Source organism: Streptomyces sp. B8-7 (genome assembly GCF_058833805.1).
Map to the genome: position 1 here is coordinate 661,059 of NZ_JBYRRL010000002.1, position 18,878 is coordinate 679,936.

The following is an 18,878-nucleotide window of genomic DNA, read 5'->3' on the forward strand; positions in this document are numbered from 1 at the left end:
CGACCGGGTCGGCCGGACCGGCCGGTCCGTGGCAGCCGGTCCGGCCCGCGCGTCAGGCCGCGGCGAACACCACCCAGACCTGGCCCTCGGCGAACGCCAGCGGCGTGCCGTCGGGCCTCGTGAACGTGGTGCCGTCGGACGCCCCGGGGCGCGACCAGACGGCGTCGAAGGCCCGTCCGTCGCGGAGCACCCTCGCCCGGCCCTCCCCGACCGTCTCGGTGAAGGGGGTGCGGTTGCCCAGCGAGTCGTGGTAGTCGGACTCGCGCACCCGCACGTACTGCACCACGACCGTCGCGGGCGCCAGCGGGCCGCTGTCCGTGCTCGTCGCGGCGGTGCCGTCCATGTCCACCAGATAGCCGCCGCTCTCCGGCGACCAGGTGAAGGTGAAGCGCGCCGACGGGTAGCGCACCGTCTCGGAGAGGTCCGCCATGCCGCCCGCGGGAGTCTTCCCGTACCGGAAGCCGGTGGTCAGTGCGGCGGCACCGGGAGCCTCCGGCAGCAGCGCGGCGGGGCGCAGATACAGGTTGTGCGGGGCGGGACGGGCCGTGCCCCGGTAGTAGGCCTCCGACGCCTGCTCCGGCGGCTCCGCCCGGAGCGGCGCCGCGTCGATCAGCGGCGTCAGCCTGCGCTGCGCCCCCGAGTAGGCGAGCGTCGGCTCCTCGAACTGGCGCAGCAGCTCCAGGTCCGTCTCCCGGGCGCTGCGCACCGGGCCGACGGCCGCGGGCAGGGCCGTCGCGTACACCGCCATCAGCCGGCTCAGACCGCCCTCGACCTGCTCGACGTAGACGACGTCCGCGCTGCCGAGTCCGGTCTGGGGACGGGCCCGCACCGAGTTGTCGATCTTCACGGCGAGAACCGACGCGCCGGCCGCCGGGTCCGTCGGCTGCCCCTGCTCCCGGCTTCCGGTCCGGTCCGGGGAACGCCCGTCGTCCGCGCCGCCGGAGGAGCCGCCCGGGGAGCAGCCCGCTGCCAGGGCGGCCGCCAGCACGGCGGTCAGCAGCACCCGCGTCGTACCCCGGCGCCGTCCGCGCGCCCTGCGTTCCATGCCCACCGTGGCCACCCGCCCTGTCCTGTGTCGTCGATTGTGCGCTTATCAGGTCATCGCAGGCCATACCCCATCATCCGGTACATCGCGCGCGGCGTCCCCCGACGGCGGGACGGAAGGGGCCGATCGGCCCATGCCGGCGGCCCGGCACACCGCCGTACGGGGAGGGGGGCGGGGCGCCGCGGACGCCGGGCGGGCTCCGGTTCCGGCCCGGCTCAGGTGCCGTGGCCGAGGATCTCCGCGAGGTCGTAGCGCACCGGCTCCTCCAGCTGGGCGTAGGTGCAGCTCTCCGGGGTGCGGTCGGGGCGCCAGCGGCGGAAGCGGGCGGTGTGCCGGAAGCGCGCGCCGTTCTCCATGTGGTCGTAGGCGACCTCCGCGACCCGCTCCGGCCGCAGCGGCACCCAGGACAGGTCCTTCTTCCCCGACCAGCGGCTCGGAGCCCCCGGCAGCCGGGCCGTCTCGTGGGCGGCCTCCTCCGCCCAGGCGGCCCACGGGTGGCCGCTCGCGTCGGCCATCCGCAGCGGCTCCAGCTCCTCGACCAGCTCGGCGCGCCGCGCCATCGGGAAGGCCGCCGACACGCCGACGTGCTGGAGCACCCCCCGCTCGTCGTGCAGCCCGAGCAGCAGCGAGCCCACCACGGGGCCGCTCTTGTGCAGCCGGTAGCCGGCCACCACGACGTCCGCGGTGCGCTCGTGCTTGACCTTGAACATGGCCCGCTCGTCCTGCCGGTACCGCCCCGACAGCGGCTTGGCGATCACGCCGTCCAGGCCGGCGCCCTCGTACTGCTCGAACCAGGTCCGGGCCACCTCCTCGTCGGTCGTCGCGGGCGCCAGGTGCACCGGCGGGGTGACCCCCTCCAGCGCCCGGGCCAGCAGGGCCCGCCGGTCGGTCAGCGGCACGTCCAGCAGCGACTCGTCGGCCAGCGCCAGCAGGTCGAACGCCACGAACGAGGCCGGGGTGCGCCCGGCCAGCGTGCGCACCCGGGAGTCGGCCGGATGGATCCGCTCGGTGAGCGCGTCGAAGTCCAGCCGCCCCTCCCGGGCGATCACGATCTCCCCGTCCAGCACGCACCGTCCCGGGACCCGCTGCGCCAGCGCCGCCACCAGCTCCGGAAAGTATCTGGTCAGCGGCTTCGCGGTACGGCTGCCCAGTTCGATCTCGGCGCCGTCGCGGAACACGATCGCCCGGAAGCCGTCCCACTTCGCCTCGTACTGCATCCCCGGCGGGATGTCCGCCACCGACTTGGCGAGCATCGGCTTCACGGGCGGCATCACCGGCAGGTCCATGCATCCGATTCTGCGCGCCCCAGGCCCGGTTCGCCCGGTGTGCGAGGTGTGCCCGGTACGCCTACGGTGGCCGCATGGCCGAAGCGGTGGAACTGGAGACGGGCGGCCGCACCGTGCGCCTGACCAACCCGGACAAGGTCTTCTTCCCGGAGCCCGGGTACACCAAGCTGGACCTCGCCCGCTACTACCAGGCGGTCGCCCCCGGCATCCTGCGCGCGCTGCGCGAGCGGCCCACCACGCTGGAGCGCTACCCCGACGGCGTGGACGGTGAGTTCTTCTTCCAGAAGCGCGCCCCGAAGAACATGCCGGACTGGATCCCCACCGCCCACATCACCTTTCCCAGCGGCCGCAGCGCCGACGAGATGTGCCCCACCGAGGAGGCCGCCGTGGTGTGGGCGGCCCAGTACGGCACGCTCACCTTCCACCCGTGGCCGGTCCGCCGCGCGGACGTCGACCACCCCGACGAACTCCGCATCGACCTCGACCCGCAGCCCGGCACCGACTTCGCCGACGCGGCCCGCGCCGCGCACGAACTGCGCTCCGTTCTCGACGAGTTCGGCGGGCTGCGCGGCTGGCCGAAGACCTCCGGCGGACGCGGACTGCACGTCTTCGTGCCGATCGAGCCGCGCTGGACCTTCACCCAGGTCCGCCGTGCCGCCATCGCCGTGGGCCGCGAGCTGGAGCGCCGGATGCCGGGCCGGGTCACCATCAAGTGGTGGAAGGAGGAGCGCGGGGAGCGCATCTTCGTCGACTACAACCAGACCGCCCGCGACCGTACCGTCGCCTCCGCCTACTCCGTGCGCCCCCGCCCGCACGCCCCGGTCTCCGCCCCGCTGCGCTGGGAGGAGGTCGGCGAGGCGCACCCCGCCGACTTCGATCTCGCCACGATGCCCGGCCGCTTCGCCCGGCTCGGCGACGTCCACGCCGACATGGACGACCACGCCTACTCGCTTCAGGGCCTGCTGGAGCTGGCCGCCCGGGACGAACGCGACCACGGACTGGCCGACCTGCCGTATCCGCCGGAGTACCCCAAGATGCCGGGCGAGCCGAAGAGGGTGCAGCCCAGCCGGGCCAGGAAGCACTGACCGCGTCGCTCCGGGCCGCTGGCTATCCTGATCCACGAGCCGCAGCAGAGGAGCCGGACCGTGACCGAGACCGCGCCACGCCCCACACTGGAGGCCGTGGCCGCGCGGGCCGGGGTGTCACGGGCCACCGTCTCCCGTGTGGTCAACGGCGGCGAAGGGGTGCGCGAGCCGCTCGTCCGGCGGGTCCTGCGGGCCGTGGAGGAGCTGGGCTACGTCCCCAACCGGGCCGCACGCAGCCTGGTGACCCGTCGGCACGACGCCGTCGCCGTGGTCATCGCCGAGCCGGAGACCCGCGTGTTCGCCGACCCCTTCTTCGCGCTCCAGCTGCGCGGCATCAGCAGGGAGCTGACCGCCCACGACAACCAGCTCGTCCTGCTGCTCACCGAAGGGCCGGAGGACCACGGCCGGGTGGGGCGCTACCTGGCCGGCGGACACGTCGACGGTGCGCTGGTGTTCTCCCTGCACCTGGACGACCCGCTGCCGGGCCTCATCCGCCGCGCCGGGGTTCCGGCCGTGTTCGGCGGACGCCCCGGCTGGTGCGACGACGGGACCGGCGGGGGGCCGCCGACCGTGTACGTCGACAGTGACAACCGGGGCGGCGCGCGGGACGCGGTGCGGCATCTCGCCGCCCTGGGGCGCAACCGGATAGCGCACATCACCGGCCCGCTGGACCAGACCTCCGCGGCGGACCGGCTGGCCGGCTACCGGGACACCGTGGCCCGGCCCGATCCGGCACTGGTCGCCGAGGGCGACTTCACCCCGTCCGGCGGGGAGCGGGCGATGCGCGCCCTGCTGGCGCGGAGCCCCGGTCTGGACGCCGTGTTCGCCGCCAACGACCTGTCCGCCGCGGGCGCGCTGCGCGCGCTGCGCGCGCACGGGCGGCGGGTGCCCGAGGACGTCGCCGTGGTGGGCTTCGACGACATGCTGACCGTCGCCGAGCAGACCGACCCGCCCCTGACGACCGTACGGCAGCCCATAGAGGAGATGGGCCGGCTCATGGCCCGCCTGCTGCTGGGCCGGCTCGCCGGAGAGGCGGACACGGCCGGCCTGGTCCTGCCGACCACCCTGGTGCGTCGGGCCACCGCGTAGCCCGGGCCCGGGGCAGGCCGCCGCCTCAGGGGCCCGTGGCGGTGGCGACGACCGCGAAGCGGGCGCCGTGCGGGTCGGTGAGCTGGGCGACGCGGCCGACGTCCGGCAGGTCGGCCGGGGCCCTGCGGACCGCGCCGCCGAGCTCGCGGGTGCGGGCGGTGACCGTGTCGGGGTCCGCCGCCTCGATGTACGCCAGCCAGTACGGGTCCGGGGCGTCGTCGGCCTCCGCCGGGTCGGCGCCGAGCGGGACCAGCCCGCCGAACACGGCGTCCTCCTCCTGTCCGGCCGGGCGCAGACAGGTGTAGCGGCCCCCGGGATGGGTCACGGAGGACGTCTCCCAGCCGAGCACCCGGTGGTAGAAGCCGGCCGCGGCGGGGATGTCCCGCGCGCACAGCTCCAGCCAGCACAGCGAGCCGGGCACCCGCACCAGGTCCGTACCGCCGGCCCGCCCCGGTCCGCGGACGCCGAAGGCGACGCCCGCCCGGTCGGCGAGCAGCGCCGCCCGTCCCCCGTCCGCACCGTCCGCGGGCGGCTCCAGCACGGTGCCCCGGGCCTGCTCGGCGGCCTCGGCCGTGGCGTCGGCGTCCGCGCTGTGGAAGAGCGCGGTCCAGGAGGCCGGACCCTGCCCGGCGGCGGTCCGCCGGGCCCCCGCGACGGCGGAGCCGCCGAGCCGGAACACGCCGGGCCCGCCGTCCTCGGGCCCGGTCGGCCCGAACCGCCAGCCGAAGAGGCCGGCGTAGAACGCCGCGGCCCCGGCGGGGTCGGGGGTGGCGAGCTCGATCCCGTACGGGGCGCCGTGGACGAAACGGGTGCTGAGCATCATCGCCCTCCTCCGGGCGGGCCGGACGCCCGCTCCGCCGAGTCTGGCACCGCCCGCGGGCGGCCGCGCGCCGCCTTGGCGTACGAGGCCGGCGCGGGCACCATCATCGGCGTGCGGCCGTCCGGCGTGCGGCCGTCCGGGGTGCCGCCGCCGCGCCGCGACCGCCCGGGAAACGGGCGTTGATGACACGTTGACCGAACGTTTTGCGCAGCCCGGCACGATCTCGGCCATGCACACCGACACACTTTCCCCGGACTCCTCCGCCTGGCGGTCCGAGGCCCTGTGCGCGCAGACCGGGGCCGACTTCTTCTTCCCCGAGCCGGGCAGCTCGGTCCGCGAGGCCAAGCGCATCTGCGGACTGTGCGACCTGCGCCCGGCCTGTCTGGAGTACGCCCTCGCCCACGACGAACGCTTCGGCGTCTGGGGCGGCCTCTCGGAGAAGGAGCGCGCGCAGTTGCGCCGCACGCCGAGCTGACCCGGCGGCCGGCCGGCCGCACGCGCGGCCGCGCGGCCGGCCAGGCCCGCTCATGCGGGCCCGGGGTGTCGGGTCAGCGGCCCGCCCGAGCCGCCATCCGGGCCTTGCGGGCGGCGAGCTTCTCGTCGAACTTGAGAGCCTCGTCGTTCAGGCCGCCCAGGAACAGGCCCAGCTCCTCCTGGGCCCGGAGGCCCTCCGGGCCGAGGCCGTCGATCTCCAGGACCTTCAGGAAACGCAGCACGGGCTGGATCACGTCGTCGTGGTGGATGCGCAGGTTGTAGACCTCGCCGATGGCCATCTGGGCGGCGGCCCGCTCGAAGCCGGGGATGCCGTGGCCGGGCATGCGGAAGTCGACCACGACGTCCCGCACCGCCTGCATGGTGGGGTCCGGGGCGATCTCGAACGCGGCCTTGAGCAGGTTCCGGTAGAAGACCATGTGGAGGTTCTCGTCGGTCGCGATACGGGCCAGCATGCGGTCGCAGACCGGGTCGCCGGACTGGTGGCCGGTGTTGCGGTGCGAGATACGGGTGGCCAGCTCCTGGAAGGCGACGTAGGCGACCGAGTGCAGCATCGAGTGCCGGTTGTCGGACTCGAAGCCCTCGCTCATGTGCGCCATGCGGAACCGTTCCAGCTGGTCGGGGTCGACCGCCCGCGAGGCCAGCAGGTAGTCGCGCATGACGATGCCGTGCCGGCCCTCCTCGGCCGTCCAGCGGTGCACCCAGGTGCCCCAGGCCCCGTCCCGCCCGAACAGCGTGGCGATCTCGTGGTGGTAGCTGGGCAGGTTGTCCTCGGTGAGCAGGTTGACCACCAGAGCGGTCCGGCCGACCTCGGTGACCTGCGACTGCTCCTTGGACCAGGCCTCGCCGTCCTCGAAGTACCCGGGGAAGTTGCGGGCGTCGCTCCAGGGGACGTACTCGTGCGGCATCCAGTCCTTGGCGACCTTCAGGTGCCGGTTCAGCTCGGTCTCGACCACTTCCTCCAGCGCGTACAGCAGCCGGGCGTCGGTCCACGCGGAAGGGCTGCCCAGATGGGGAGAGGTGATCGTCACGGGTACTCCAGGGGGACGCAGAGCAAAGCGGAACGCACCGGCGTGCGACGCCGGAACCTACGGGATCGTAGGCTACGAATCCGTAGGTTACGAAGCCGTAGGTTAAGTTCGGGGTAAAGATGCGCCCCAAGATCCCTGGTCAGGGGTGTCGTACGGGCATCCGACGCGCCCCGGGACCCGCAGGTCCCAGGGCCGGCCGGGTGAACGGCTCACCCGTCAGGCGTACAGCCCGCGCAGCCGCACCGAGAGGCACGTCACACAGCCCTCCAGCTTCTCGAACTCGCTGATGTCCACCACGACCGGTGTGTAGCCCAGCGACCGGTACAGCTCGGCCGTCCTCGGCGCGCTCGCCGCCATCAGCAGCCGGTCACCGCCGAGCAGCACCACATGCGCCCCGGACTCCTCCGGCACCGGAAGGAAGCGCCCGAACAGCGAGGGCGCGTCCGTCAGCGGCAGGTGCCCGACGACCGTCCCGTCCGGCAGCGCGGTGACCGCCGACTTCAGATGCAGCACCTTGGTCACGGGGACGGCGACCACCCGGGCGCCCAGCGGCTCGAAAGCGGCACGCAACTGCTGCACACCGGCCGCGTCGGTGCGTCCGCCCCGGCCCACGTACAGCGTGTCACCCACCTTCAGCACATCGCCGCCGTCCAGGGTGCCCGGCTCCCACACCCAGTTCACCGAGCAGCCCAGCGCCGCCACGGCCTGCTCCACCGCGGCGGTCTCCGCGCGCCGGGACTCGGCGCCCGGCCGGGCGATCAGCGCCACGTTGCGGTACATCACCACCGTGTCCTCGACGAACACCGCGTCGGGGCAGTCGTCCGCCGGGGCCACCTCCACGGTCTCCCAGCCGTGCGCGCGCAGCGCCCCGGCGTACGCCTCCCACTGCTCCGCCGCCAGCTCCACATCCACGACGGAGCGCTCGACATGCGTGACGAGCCCCTCGGCGAGGCGGGGACCGGGGCGGCGGATCAGGGCCTTCTTGCTGGACACGAGAGGTACTCCGTATCGGGCGGGAGAGGTCGGGCGGGAGCTGTCGGACGTGAGCTGTCGAGCGGGAGGCACGGCAGTGCGGAGCGGGATGTTCCGGTTCCGGGCCGCGGCGCCGGTGGGCCATCATGCACAGCCCGCCCCCGCGGACAGAACCCCTCGTTGCCAGGCTGTGCCCCACCCGAAATGCGCGGCGGCGGAAACCGGACGGTGACGCCGCGTGACCGCGTGACCGCGTGACCGCGTGACCGCGTGACCGCGTGACCGCGTGACCGCGTGACCGCGTGACCGCGTGACCGCGTGACCGCGTGACCGGGCTACCGGGCGGGCTGGGCGGTCACGCGGGCCGGTGGCCGCGGGCGGCGGCGCCTCAGGCGGACGGAGCGGCCTCCTCCGCGGTGATCTCCCGCAGCCCGTCGTCCAGCAGCAGCCGCCGCGTGACACCGAGCGCGTCCAGGAACGCCAGGTCGTGGCTGGCCACCAGCAGCGCCCCCTCGTAGCCCTCCAGGGCCGTGGTGAGCTGCCGGACGCTCGCCAGGTCCAGGTTGTTCGTCGGCTCGTCCAGCATCAGCAGCTGCGGGGCCGGCTCCGCCAGCATCAGCGCGGCCAGCGCCGCCCGGAAGCGCTCCCCGCCGGACAGGGTGCCCACCCGCTGGTCCGCCCGCGCGCCCCGGAACAGGAAGCGGGCCAGCCGCGCCCGGACCCGGTTGGGGGTGGCGTCCGGTGCGAACCGGGCCACGTTCTCCGCGACCGTCAGCTCGTCGTCCAGCACGTCCAGCCGCTGCGGCAGGAACCGGTGCGGCACATGCGCCCGCACCTCCCCGGACAGCGGTGCCAGCTCCCCGGCGACCGTGCGCAGCAGCGTGCTCTTGCCCGCGCCGTTGCGCCCGAGCAGCGCCACCCGCTCAGGACCGCGCAGCTCCAGCCGTCCCCCGGTCAGGGTGCCGTGCGCCAGGGCCACGTCCTCCAGGGTGAGCACCGTACGGCCGGGCGGTACGGCGGTGCGGGGCAGGTCGACCCGGATCTCGGCGTCGTCCCGGACCGCCTCCACCGCCTCGCCGAGCCGTTCCTTCGCCGCGGCCAGCCGCTCCTCGTGCAGGATGCGGTGCTTGCCCGCGGACTCCTGGGCCGTCCGCTTGCGCATCGCCATGACGGCCTTCGGCTCGCGGGTGTTGTCCCACATCTTCTGCCCGTACCGCTTGCGGCGGGCCAGCTTGACCTGGGCGTCGGCCAGTTCGCGCTGCTGCCTGCGCAGGTCGGCCTCGGCGGCCCTCACCATCCGCTCGGCCGCCTCCTGTTCACCGGCCAGGGCGGCCTCGTAGGCCGAGTAGGGGCCGCCGTACCAGGCGACCTCGCCGGAGCGCAGGTCGGCGATCCGGTCGACCAGTTCGAGCAGTTCGCGGTCGTGGCTGACCACGACGAGCACACCGGGCCAGGACCGTACGGCCTCGTACAGCCGCCGGCGCGCGTACAGGTCGAGGTTGTTGGTCGGCTCGTCCAGCAGCAGCACGTCCGGGCGGCGCAGCAGCAGCGCGGCCAGCCGCAGCAGCACCGACTCGCCGCCCGACAGGTCGCCGACCGTGCGGTCCAGCCCGAGGTGGCCGAGGCCGAGTTCGCCGAGTGTGGCGAGGGCGCGCTCCTCGACGTCCCAGTCGTCGCCGACCGTCTCGAAGTGCTCCTCGGCCGCGTCGCCCGCCTCGATGGCGTGCAGCGCGGCACGCCGTTCTGCCACCCCGAGGGCGTGGTCGACGCGCTGGGCCGTGTCCAGGGTGACGTTCTGCGGCAGGTAGCCGATCTCGCCGGTGACGCGCACGGTGCCGCCGACCGGGGTGAGTTCTCCGGCGACGAGCTTCAACAGGGTGGACTTCCCGGCGCCGTTGACGCCGACCAGGCCGGTGCGGCCGGGGCCGACGGAGAGGTCGAGCCCGTCCAGGACGGGGGTGCCGTCGGGCCAGGAGAACGACAGTGAGGTACAGGTGATCGAGGTATGCATGCGGGCCTCCGCGGTTGCGCGACATGGGCAGGGCAAGCGCGTGTCGAGACACCGGAGGCGGGCGACCACCCGCAGGGCGGGCAGAGGGGAGCGGCCGGGACATGCAAAGGGGCCTGCTCCGCAGGGACGGCTCGGACGCCGAGGTCGCACGCGGCGCACGCACCTCGCAGGTGCGGCGCGGTGTCTCAGAACCTCAGACGAGCAACGTCCTTCTCCCCTCGGCGGCAACAGGTCCGACATGAACGGTAGGAGAGGCGGTGGGCGCCGTCAACGGAATTACGGCGGGGCCGGCCGACGCCGCGGCCCGGGCGGCGCGGCCGGGGGCCGGGCGGCGTGGCCGGGGGCCGGCGTGTGAGCGGGGAGCCGGCCCGGGGAGGCCGCGGGCCCGTCGGAGGGAACCGGTACGGGGAGGCCGCACCGGCGGGGACGCCGGGGCGCCGACGGGAGCCGTCGACGGCGGGTGACGGCTCGCACAGGGGGGGTGTCGCGGCGGGCGCGGGGGCCGCCCGCGCCGGCGGGCGTCGCGCGTCAGCAGGCGTCGCGCATCAGCTCCGCCAGGTCGCCGTCCAGGTCGAGCATGCGGTGCTCGCACCCCACCGGCACCAGCGCCGCGGCCGCGTCCAGGAACCGCCGTACCTCACCGGAGTGCAGGTGGACGACGGCCGTGCCCTCCGGCGCGTGGAACTCCAGCTCGGTGCGTTCGTACCCGTACGGCCGTACGCGGACGTCGCCCTGCCCCTCGGCGCCCTCCAGGCCGGCCGCCAGCAGCTCGCGGGCGAACGTCCAGACCACCTCGACGCCCTCCAGGGTGGCCTGCGCGGGGAAGGTCATGTGGACGGCGTACGGGTCACTCGGGTCGTAGTGCAGCGCGGCCGGGATGAACTGCATCCGCGGCATGGTGGAGATCAGACGGGCCTCGACGGGCTGCTCGATCACGGTGGACAAGGCCTGGCTCCCTTGCGACGTCGGGACGGAGCTCCGGGTGGATGAGGCCCCTTGATGGAAGAGACGAGGGAATCGGCCACCGCGTGCACCTGAGTCACCAGTGACCTCTGTCACCGTGTTCCATCCCGGCCGCGGCTCGGTCCCCGTTCGCCCGGCCTTCGCCGCCTCCCCTCCGCCTCCCCACGACTTCCCCACAGGCCTCCGCCGGAGCGCGCCGCCCTCACCCCGCTTCCGGCTGCTTCCGGCTGCTTCCGGCCGGTTCCGGTCCGGCGGTGCCGGGCCGGTGCCGGGCTCGCTCCGGGCCGACGAGGTCGGCCGGGGTTCCGGCCGCGGGATGCCGGCCCGCGCGTGTCCGGGCACGCCGCGACGGGTCCAGGCCCTCTGGACGGGCCGGGGGCGGTCGGCTAGCTTCGCGCGCCATGAGGCGTATGGGGAGCACGCGAGGGTCGGGGCGGACGCCAAGGGCCGCCAGGAAGGCGGCCGTTGCGGCGGTCTGCGGGGCGGCGCTCGCCGTCCTCGCCACCGCATCCGCACAGGCCCGCCAGCCGGAGCAGACCCTGCAGAGCGGGCAGGACGCACCGGGCACGCACGGTCCGCGGGCCGGTCGAACCGTTCAGGCCGGTCAAACCGGTCAGGCAGGTCAGGCAGGTCAGACAGGTCGGGGCGGTCGAGCCGGGCGGGCACCCCGGGCCGAGGGGGCGGCAGGACGGGTGGCCGGGGCCGGAGCGGACGAGGCGGCGGCGACGCGGTGGCATCCGCACCGCGGGGCGCACTGGGCGCTGAAGGACACCGGCACCGCGACGACGGCCCGCCTCCGCGGCCTGGCGGCCGTCAGCCACCGCGTCGCCTGGGTGTCCGGCAGCGCCGGCACCGTGCTGCGCACCACCGACGGCGGCGCGAGCTGGCGGAACGTCTCGCCGCCGGGTGCCGAGGAGCTCCAGTTCCGGGACATCGAGGCCTTCGACGCCCGCCGTGCGGTGGTCCTCGCCATCGGCGAGGGCGAGGCCTCCCGTGTGTACCGCACGGACGACGGCGGCACCACCTGGACCGAGTCCTTCCGCAACACCGACGCCCGGGCCTTCTACGACTGCCTCGCCTTCTTCGACCACCGTCACGGACTCGCCATGAGCGACCCGGTCGACGGCCGGTTCCGCATCCTGTCGACCGCGGACGGCGGCCGCACCTGGCGGGTCCTGCCCGCCGCGGGCATGCCGCCGGCGCTGGAGGGCGAGGCCGGGTTCGCGGCGAGCGGCCAGTGCCTGGTGGCCGCCGGACCGAAGGACGTCTGGCTCGCCACGGGCGGCGCGGCCCGCGCGCGCGTGCTGCACTCCGCGGACCGCGGACTGACCTGGACGGCGGCCGGGACACCGGTGCCCGCCGGCGACCCGGCCCGCGGGGTCTTCGCCCTCGCCTTCCGCGACCGTGCGCACGGCCTGGCCGTGGGCGGCGACTACCGCCCCGACCAGGCCTCACCGCGGGCCGCGGCACGCACCGGCGACGGCGGCCGCACCTGGCGGCCCGCCGCCGAGCCCCCGCCCGCCTACCGCTCCGGCGTGGCCTGGCTGCCGCACAGCCGCACCGCCGCCCTCGCGGTCGGCCCCACCGGCACCGATCTCACCACGGATGCGGGCCGCACCTGGCGGACCGTGGACCCCGGCTCCTACGACACGGTCGACTGCGCCCGCGACCGCGGCTGCTGGGCCGCCGGCGAGGCCGGCCGGGTGGCGCGCCTGGAGCGCTGAGCCGCGCGTGTGCCGCCGCGTCACCGGGTACCCGGTGACGCGTACCCGGTCCGGGCGGGCGCCCGGGAGGCCGGTGCCCCGCGCCGGGCCAGACACCCGGCCGTCCGGTCCGTACCCGGGGACGGCGTACGAGAGGAGTGGTGGCCCATGCCACGCGGTTCCGGCCCCAAGCGGGAGCGTCAGTACGAGCACATCAGGCAGAGCGCGCTGGACCGGGGCGAGAGCCGCAAGCGCGCCGAGGAGATCGCCGCGCGCACCGTGAACAAGGAGCGCGCCCGGTCCGGCGAGTCGGAGACGGCGAGCCGCGTCTCGACCGAGGACACCTCCTCCGGCAGGCGCGGCGGGCTGCGCTCCGGCAAGGGGGCCCAGGGCCCCACCTACGACCAGCTGTACGAGGAGGCCAGGCGCCGTGACGTCCACGGCCGTTCGGAGATGAACAAGGCGCAGCTGCGGAGGGCGCTCGGCAAGTGAACCCGGGCCGGGCCCGGCCCGGGGCGGCTCCGGAGCGGAAGGCCGTACGCTCGGTTTCACGATGACGACCGTGAGCGTTCCCGCGGGCTGGCCCGCGACCGAGGAGGAGGCCCGCGCGGTGCAGGACGCGCTGCGCGGGCGGGTGGTGCTGGACGAGCCGGGGCCGCCGCCCGGCTCGGGCCGGGTGACCGGCGTGGACGTGGCCTACGACGACGAGCGCGACCTGGTGGCGGCCGCGGCCGTCACGCTCGACGGGGCGAGCCTCGACGTGGTCGCGGAGGCGACCGCGGTGGGCCGGATCCCGTTCCCGTACGTCCCCGGGCTGCTGGCCTTCCGGGAGATCCCGGCCGTGCGGGCCGCGCTGGACGCCCTGCCGGGGCCGCCCGGCCTGGTCGTCTGCGACGGCTACGGTCTGGCCCACCCCCGCCGCTTCGGCCTCGCCAGCCATCTGGGGGTCCTGACCGGGCTGCCCGCGATCGGCGTCGCCAAGAACCCCTTCACCTTCCGGCACACCGAACCGGCCACCCCGCGCGGCTCGTCCACGCCCCTGCTCGCGGGCGAGGAGGAGGTGGGCCGCGCCCTGCGCACCCGCGACGGGGTGAAGCCGGTGTACGTCTCCGTCGGCCACCGCGTCTCCCTCGCCGCCGCCTGCGCCCATGTGCTGCGCCTGACCCCGGACCACCGCCTGCCGGAGACCACCCGCCGCGCGGACGCCCTGTGCCGGCGTGCGCTGCGGGAGGCCCTCGCCGCGGCGGGGTAGCCCGGCGGCGGGAGGGGGCGGCCCGGACCCGGAGAGCGCACCGCCGTCCCCGTGGCGCGCACGGCCGTCCGGAGGCGGCGCGCCCGCACGTCGCGGAGGCGGCGGGCGCGACCGGAGCGGCGGCGCGAGGCGAGCGGAGCGCTCCGCCGGGAGGTCCGCGGTACGACAGCGGCCGACCGCTGCGCCGTCGTGGCTGGTCGCGCGGCTCCCCGCGCCCTGCAAGGGCGCTGCACGCCTGTCGTCGAGCCTGCCCGGCCTTCTCGGTGGCCTTCGCCCGGGCACGGGGGACCCACGGCGGACGGGCATGGGGGACCCACGGCGGACGGGCACGGGGACCCAGGGCGGACGGGCACGGGGATCCACGGCGGACGGGCCGCCGCGGCTGCCCCGTGCCGCGCCGCCGGCCGCGGGCGGGTCCGGCGGGCGGCCGTCATCCGGCACGGTGCCCGGTCGGTCCCCGTCGCCCGGCGGGCGGTCCTGCCGGACGGCCGTCACCCGGCGGACGGGCCGGGCCGGTCGCCGTCACGGCGGCGCGCCCGGCGGGCGGCCCCACCCGGCGGGCGGCCCCACCCGGCGGGCGGCCGCGCGGCGCGGCCCGGCTCAGCGGACCGCCGCCACCCGGAACGTGATGCCCGCGCGGGTCAGCCGCCCGGTCAGGGCGTCGCCCATCGCCTGTGCCGTCGTGACCTGGCCCGCGGTCGGGGGCAGATCGTCGAAGGCGAGCGCGAGGGCCGCCTCGGCGAACATCTTGGCCGTCTCGCCGTAGCCGGGGTCGCCGCCCGCGACCTCGGTGTACACCCGGCGGCCGCCGCCCTCGCCGACGAACCGCACGGAGAACCAGCTCCGGGCCCGCTTCTCGGGGCTCGGGCCCTCACCGGGCCGCAGCCGCGCGGAGAGCGCCCGCCGGGCGGCCGGCACCTGGGCGGCCGCGAACAGCGCGCCGACGGCGGCGGCCCCGCCGACCGCGACCGGAAGATGCCGCACCGCGGCGTAGTGGCGGTAGCGGAAGTCGGGCCCGTAGCGCTCCAGGGCCCGTGCCGAACGGCCCACGATCTGCGGGTCGATGGTCGGCAGCGGCAGCGCCCAGGCGTCGACCTCGGCGGCGTAGCGGGGGGCGCCGGCCGGCGTCGACGCCCGGCGGCCCACCAGGCGCGGCTCGTGCCGGCGCCGGTCCCGTGCGGCCGCGAGCATCTGCCGGCCGCGGGCGAACTGTCCCAGCGCGGAGGCCAGGGTGCCGCCGGAGAAGGACGCGTCGGCGGTCACGTAGCCGTCCACGGTCAACGGCACGCCCTCCGGCAGCTGCCGCACGGTGAAGTAGGCCCCCAGGTCGTGCGGAACGGAGTCGAACCCGCAGGCGTGCACCAGGCGCGCGCCCGTCTCCCGCGCGCGTGCGTCGTGCCGGACGTACATCAGGTCCACGAACTCCGGCTCCCCGGTGATGTCCAGGTAGTCCGTGCCCGCGTCCGCGCAGGCGGCCACCAGGTCCCCGCCGTGGCGCACGTAGGGGCCGACGGTCGAGGCGACCACGCGCGCGTGGCCGGCCAGCGCGCGCACGGACTCCGGGTCGGCCACGTCGGCGACCAGCACACCCGCCTTCTCCCCGCCCGGCAGCCCGTCGCGCAGCCGCTCCAGCCGGGCCTCGTCCCGGCCCGCGACCGCCCAGCGCAGTCCGTCGGGGGCGTTCGCCGCCAGGTACCCGGCGGTGAGCCTCCCGACGAAACCGGTGGCTCCGAAGAGCACGATGTCGTACGGACGTTCCGCCTTCTTCAGCCTGCTCATGACACCCCTTGGTCCGCGGCCGCGCCGTTGTCGGTGGCTGAGGCTAGCGTGCGCGCTACGGAGCCCGGCGACGAGCCCGGAGGTGTGCGGTGACTGTCACCGGACATGCCCTGAACAAGTGGGAGGAAGTGCGCGCGTTCGCCCTGACGCTGCCGGGCGCTGCGGAGGACCTCCCCCGGAGGAGACCGTCGTCGAGGTCGGCAAGAAGGGGTTCGTGTCCCTGGGGGTGACCGACGGCAGCCGACCGACGGTCACCGCCAGGCTCACGGACGAGACCGACGGGCGCCACCGCCAGGCTCACGGACCGGACCGCCCACGCGCACGCCCTCGGCCCCCACGCGCACGCCCTCGGCCCCCGGGCGCCCGGCCGGGCGGACACGGCCTCGGCCGGGCGGGCCGGGGCGGCGTGCCGCCGGGAGGTACCGGCAGCCCGCGGGCGGACCGCCCGGCGACCGGGCCGGGGAGACCGGCCGCGCCGACGCCCCCGAAGCGCCCCACGGCGGAACCCGCCACCCGGTGACCGGTGCACCCCGCGACGGGTGCCGCACCCGTGGCCCGGGGTGGGGGAGCGCTGCCCGGCAGAACGCGGGTGACCGCCGGGGCGCACGCGGGTCCGTGCGGCCCGAGAGGCCTGCCAAGTCCCGCATGGCCGGGTGCCGGGTGCCGGGTGCCGTCGGGGGCGTCCGGGGGCGCCCGGGTGCCGGATCGGGAGCGCCGGAGGTGTGCCGGGTCGGGCCCGGCGCCGTAGATTGTCTAAGCGCTTGCTCTTCCAGGTCTTGCCCGGACCGGAACGCGTTCTTAACATCACTGGTGTTACATCATTGGTGTCACACAAACGGCTGGGGGCCGGATGACGACGGCGAGGACGCCGGGGCAGGGCCCGCTCGCGGGCGTGCGCGTGGTCGAACTGGCCGGGATCGGCCCCGGCCCGTTCGCCGCGATGCTGCTGGCCGACCTGGGCGCCGACGTGGTGCGGGTGGACCGCCCCGGAGGCCCCGGACTGGGTGTCGACCCGGCCTACGACGTCACCAACCGCAACAAGCGCTCCGTGCTCGTCGACCTGAAGTCACCCGACGGCCCGGCCCGGGTCCTCGACCTCGCCGAGCGGGCCGACGTCCTCGTCGAGGGGTACCGTCCCGGCGTCGCCGAACGCCTCGGCGTCGGACCCGCGGACTGCCACGCCCGCAACGCCGCGCTGGTGTACGGGCGGATGACCGGCTGGGGTCAGGAGGGCCCGCTGGCCCACCGGGCCGGGCACGACATCGCGTACATCGCGCCGACCGGCACCCTCGGCCTGATCGGGGCGCCGGACACGCCCCCCGCCGTCCCCGCCAACCTGGTCGGCGACTACGCGGGCGGCTCCCTCTACCTCGTCGTCGGCGTGCTCGCGGCGCTGCACCACGCCCGCGCCACCGGCTCCGGGCAGGTCGTCGACGCGGCCGTGGTCGACGGCGCCGCCCACCTCTCCACGATGATCCACGGCATGCTCGCCGCGGGCGGCTGGCAGGACCGGCGCGGCGCCAACCTCCTGGACGGCGGCTGCCCGTACTACGGCACCTACGAGACGGCCGACGGCGGGTACATGGCGGTCGGTGCCCTGGAGCGCCGGTTCTACGCCGAGTTCCTCGACCTGCTCGGGCTGCCCGGCCTCGCCCCGGCCCACGGCGACCTCACCCGCTGGGGCGAACTGCGCGAGGCGGTCACGGCCCGCTTCCGGACCCGGACCCGCGACGAGTGGACGGCCGTGTTCGAAGGGTCGGACGCCTGTGTGGCGCCCGTGCTGTCGCTGCGCGAGGCCCCGCACCACCCGCACCTCGCCGCCCGCGGCACCTTCACCGACCACGGCGGCATCACCCAGCCCGCCCCCGCGCCCCGCTTCTCCGGCACGCCCACCGCGGTCCGTACCGGCCCGGCCCTGCCCGGCGCCGACACCCGGGACGTGGCCCGCGACTGGGACGTACCGCGACTGGCGGCCGGCGCCCCCGCACCGGGACCGCCGGCCGAGGCCGACCCCGCCCCGCGCCCGCCGGCCGGCGCCGCCGCGCCGCGGCCGGGCACCGATGACACCCCCGCGCCCCGCAACCCCCGTGGAAAGGCCACCCCGTGAGCACCGAAGCGTATGTGTACGACGCGATCCGCACCCCGCGCGGGCGCGGCAGGGCGACCGGCTCCCTGCACGGCACGAAGCCCATCGACCTGGTCGTCGGACTCATCCACGAACTCCGCGACCGCTTCCCGGACCTCGACCCGGCCACGATCGACGACGTCGTGCTCGGCGTCGTCGGCCCGGTCGGGGACCAGGGCTCCGACATCGCCCGCATCGCCGCGATCGCCGCCGGGCTGCCCGACACCGTCGCCGGCGTCCAGGAGAACCGCTTCTGCGCCTCCGGTCTGGAAGCCGTCAACCTCGCCGCGGCCAAGGTCCGCTCCGGCTGGGAGGACCTCGTCCTCGCCGGGGGCGTGGAGTCCATGTCGCGGGTGCCGATGGCCTCCGACGGCGGAGCCTGGTTCAACGACCCCATGACCAACCTCGCGGTCAACTTCGTGCCGCAGGGCATCGGCGCCGACCTCATCGCCACCCTCGAAGGCTTCTCCCGCCGCGACGTCGACGAGTACGCCGCGCTGTCGCAGGAGCGGGCGGCGGCCGCCTGGAAGGACGGCCGCTTCACCCGCTCGGTGGTGCCGGTCCGCGACCGCAGCGGACTGGTCGTCCTCGACCACGACGAGCACCTGCGCCCCGGCACCACCGCCGACTCCCTCGCCGGACTGAAGCCGTCCTTCGCGGACATCGGCGAACTGGGCGGCTTCGACGCCGTCGCCCTGCAGAAGTACCACTGGGTCGAGAAGATCGACCACGTCCACCACGCGGGCAACTCCTCCGGCATCGTGGACGGCGCCGCGCTCGTCGCCATCGGCTCCAAGGAGGCCGGAGAGCGCAACGGACTCACCCCGCGCGCCCGGATCGTCTCCGCCGCCGTCTCCGGCTCCGAGCCCACCATCATGCTCACCGGGCCCGCGCCCGCCACCCGCAAGGCCCTCGCCAAGGCCCGGCTCACCATCGACGACATCGACCTGGTCGAGATCAACGAGGCGTTCGCCGCGGTCGTCCTGCGCTTCGTGAAGGACATGGGCCTCACGCTGGACAAGGTCAACGTCAACGGCGGCGCCATCGCCCTCGGCCACCCGCTCGGCGCCACCGGCGCGATGATCCTCGGCACCCTGGTCGACGAACTGGAGCGCCAGGACAAGCGGTACGGCCTCGCCACGCTGTGCGTGGGCGGCGGCATGGGCATCGCCACCGTCATCGAGCGTCTCTGACCCCTTCCCGACGGATTCCTACGGAGCACCCT

16 protein-coding genes are annotated in these 18,878 nt (G+C 75.7%); 8 read left to right on the forward strand and 8 right to left on the reverse strand.

From position 1 onward, the window contains the following. Positions 1-52: 52 nt before the first annotated feature. Together AC5K6T_RS11635 and AC5K6T_RS11640 are read right to left on the reverse strand one after the other, a co-directional pair. On the reverse strand, positions 53-1,045 hold the full coding sequence (locus AC5K6T_RS11635) for a DUF3048 domain-containing protein (protein WP_493209305.1): 993 nt from the start codon (positions 1,043-1,045) through the stop codon (positions 53-55). Between the two features lie 215 nt (positions 1,046-1,260). Then, complete coding sequence (locus tag AC5K6T_RS11640; RefSeq protein WP_493208191.1) at positions 1,261-2,331, reverse strand: ATP-dependent DNA ligase; 1,071 nt, start codon at positions 2,329-2,331, stop codon at positions 1,261-1,263. Positions 2,332-2,405: 74 nt separating this feature from the next. On the opposite strand from AC5K6T_RS11640, the gene ligD reads away from it, so the two are divergent. Together ligD and AC5K6T_RS11650 are read left to right on the forward strand one after the other, a co-directional pair. Then, positions 2,406-3,416, forward strand: a complete 1,011-nt coding sequence (ligD, locus tag AC5K6T_RS11645; protein WP_493208193.1) for a non-homologous end-joining DNA ligase — start codon at positions 2,406-2,408, stop codon at positions 3,414-3,416. A 60-nt stretch (positions 3,417-3,476) separates the two neighbouring features. Beyond that, positions 3,477-4,505, forward strand: coding sequence for a LacI family DNA-binding transcriptional regulator (locus AC5K6T_RS11650; RefSeq protein WP_493208195.1), 1,029 nt, complete (start codon positions 3,477-3,479; stop codon positions 4,503-4,505). A gap of 25 nt (positions 4,506-4,530) precedes the next feature. Here AC5K6T_RS11650 and AC5K6T_RS11655 read toward each other — a convergent pair whose 3' ends face one another. Next, a complete protein-coding gene (locus tag AC5K6T_RS11655; protein ID WP_493208197.1) occupies positions 4,531-5,325 on the reverse strand; it encodes a VOC family protein in 795 nt (264 codons plus the stop codon). Between the two features lie 229 nt (positions 5,326-5,554). On the opposite strand from AC5K6T_RS11655, the gene AC5K6T_RS11660 reads away from it, so the two are divergent. Further along, positions 5,555-5,800, forward strand: coding sequence for a WhiB family transcriptional regulator (locus AC5K6T_RS11660; RefSeq protein WP_493208199.1), 246 nt, complete (start codon positions 5,555-5,557; stop codon positions 5,798-5,800). A gap of 73 nt (positions 5,801-5,873) precedes the next feature. On the opposite strand, the gene AC5K6T_RS11665 is transcribed toward AC5K6T_RS11660, so the two are convergent. The 4 genes from AC5K6T_RS11665 to ssgD all read right to left on the reverse strand — a co-directional run bounded on the left by AC5K6T_RS11665 (position 5,874) and on the right by ssgD (position 10,776). Then, a complete protein-coding gene (locus AC5K6T_RS11665; RefSeq protein ID WP_493208201.1) occupies positions 5,874-6,848 on the reverse strand; it encodes an acyl-ACP desaturase in 975 nt (324 codons plus the stop codon). 216 nt (positions 6,849-7,064) lie between these two features. Next, entirely contained in the window at positions 7,065-7,841 is a 777-nt protein-coding gene (ddaH, locus tag AC5K6T_RS11670) for a dimethylargininase (protein ID WP_493208202.1), read from the reverse strand. A 367-nt stretch (positions 7,842-8,208) separates the two neighbouring features. Next, positions 8,209-9,831 (reverse strand): ABC-F family ATP-binding cassette domain-containing protein, encoded by a 1,623-nt coding sequence (locus AC5K6T_RS11675; RefSeq protein ID WP_493208204.1) that lies wholly within the window; start codon positions 9,829-9,831, stop codon positions 8,209-8,211. Positions 9,832-10,359: 528 nt separating this feature from the next. Continuing rightward, positions 10,360-10,776, reverse strand: coding sequence for a spore wall synthesis regulator SsgD (gene ssgD, locus AC5K6T_RS11680; RefSeq protein WP_493208206.1), 417 nt, complete (start codon positions 10,774-10,776; stop codon positions 10,360-10,362). 710 nt (positions 10,777-11,486) lie between these two features. Here ssgD and AC5K6T_RS11685 point away from each other — a divergent pair. The 3 genes from AC5K6T_RS11685 to AC5K6T_RS11695 all read left to right on the forward strand — a co-directional run bounded on the left by AC5K6T_RS11685 (position 11,487) and on the right by AC5K6T_RS11695 (position 13,749). Then, complete coding sequence (locus tag AC5K6T_RS11685) at positions 11,487-12,518, forward strand: WD40/YVTN/BNR-like repeat-containing protein (RefSeq protein ID WP_493208207.1); 1,032 nt, start codon at positions 11,487-11,489, stop codon at positions 12,516-12,518. 147 nt (positions 12,519-12,665) lie between these two features. Beyond that, positions 12,666-12,989 carry a plasmid stabilization protein gene (locus tag AC5K6T_RS11690; protein ID WP_493208209.1) on the forward strand — a complete coding sequence of 108 codons (324 nt, stop codon included), beginning with the start codon at positions 12,666-12,668 and terminating at the stop codon, positions 12,987-12,989. Between the two features lie 61 nt (positions 12,990-13,050). Next, positions 13,051-13,749, forward strand: coding sequence for an endonuclease V (locus tag AC5K6T_RS11695; protein ID WP_493208211.1), 699 nt, complete (start codon positions 13,051-13,053; stop codon positions 13,747-13,749). 600 nt (positions 13,750-14,349) lie between these two features. Here AC5K6T_RS11695 and AC5K6T_RS11700 read toward each other — a convergent pair. Next, complete coding sequence (locus tag AC5K6T_RS11700; RefSeq protein WP_493208213.1) at positions 14,350-15,528, reverse strand: saccharopine dehydrogenase family protein; 1,179 nt, start codon at positions 15,526-15,528, stop codon at positions 14,350-14,352. An 850-nt stretch (positions 15,529-16,378) separates the two neighbouring features. Here AC5K6T_RS11700 and AC5K6T_RS11705 point away from each other — a divergent pair. Both AC5K6T_RS11705 and AC5K6T_RS11710 read left to right on the forward strand, forming a co-directional pair. Then, complete coding sequence (locus AC5K6T_RS11705; RefSeq protein WP_493208215.1) at positions 16,379-17,635, forward strand: CaiB/BaiF CoA transferase family protein; 1,257 nt, start codon at positions 16,379-16,381, stop codon at positions 17,633-17,635. Then, complete coding sequence (locus AC5K6T_RS11710) at positions 17,632-18,846, forward strand: acetyl-CoA C-acetyltransferase (protein WP_493208216.1); 1,215 nt, start codon at positions 17,632-17,634, stop codon at positions 18,844-18,846. The genes AC5K6T_RS11705 and AC5K6T_RS11710 overlap by 4 nt, the downstream gene beginning before the upstream one ends. The last annotated feature ends 32 nt before the right edge of the window (positions 18,847-18,878 follow it).

Excerpts from the sequence above, each read along its gene's own strand:
- AC5K6T_RS11635 (WP_493209305.1), bottom strand. The coding sequence starts at position 1,045 with ATGGAACGCAGGGCGCGCGGACGGCGCCGGGGTACGACGCGGGTGCTG.
- AC5K6T_RS11700 (WP_493208213.1), bottom strand. The coding sequence starts at position 15,528 with ATGAGCAGGCTGAAGAAGGCGGAACGTCCGTACGACATCGTGCTCTTC.
- ligD (WP_493208193.1), top strand. The coding sequence starts at position 2,406 with ATGGCCGAAGCGGTGGAACTGGAGACGGGCGGCCGCACCGTGCGCCTG.
- AC5K6T_RS11640 (WP_493208191.1), bottom strand. The coding sequence starts at position 2,331 with ATGGACCTGCCGGTGATGCCGCCCGTGAAGCCGATGCTCGCCAAGTCG.
- AC5K6T_RS11695 (WP_493208211.1), top strand. The coding sequence starts at position 13,051 with ATGACGACCGTGAGCGTTCCCGCGGGCTGGCCCGCGACCGAGGAGGAG.
- AC5K6T_RS11675 (WP_493208204.1), bottom strand. The coding sequence starts at position 9,831 with ATGCATACCTCGATCACCTGTACCTCACTGTCGTTCTCCTGGCCCGAC.
- AC5K6T_RS11660 (WP_493208199.1), top strand. The coding sequence starts at position 5,555 with ATGCACACCGACACACTTTCCCCGGACTCCTCCGCCTGGCGGTCCGAG.
- AC5K6T_RS11690 (WP_493208209.1), top strand. The coding sequence starts at position 12,666 with ATGCCACGCGGTTCCGGCCCCAAGCGGGAGCGTCAGTACGAGCACATC.
- AC5K6T_RS11705 (WP_493208215.1), top strand. The coding sequence starts at position 16,379 with ATGACGACGGCGAGGACGCCGGGGCAGGGCCCGCTCGCGGGCGTGCGC.
- AC5K6T_RS11655 (WP_493208197.1), bottom strand. The coding sequence starts at position 5,325 with ATGCTCAGCACCCGTTTCGTCCACGGCGCCCCGTACGGGATCGAGCTC.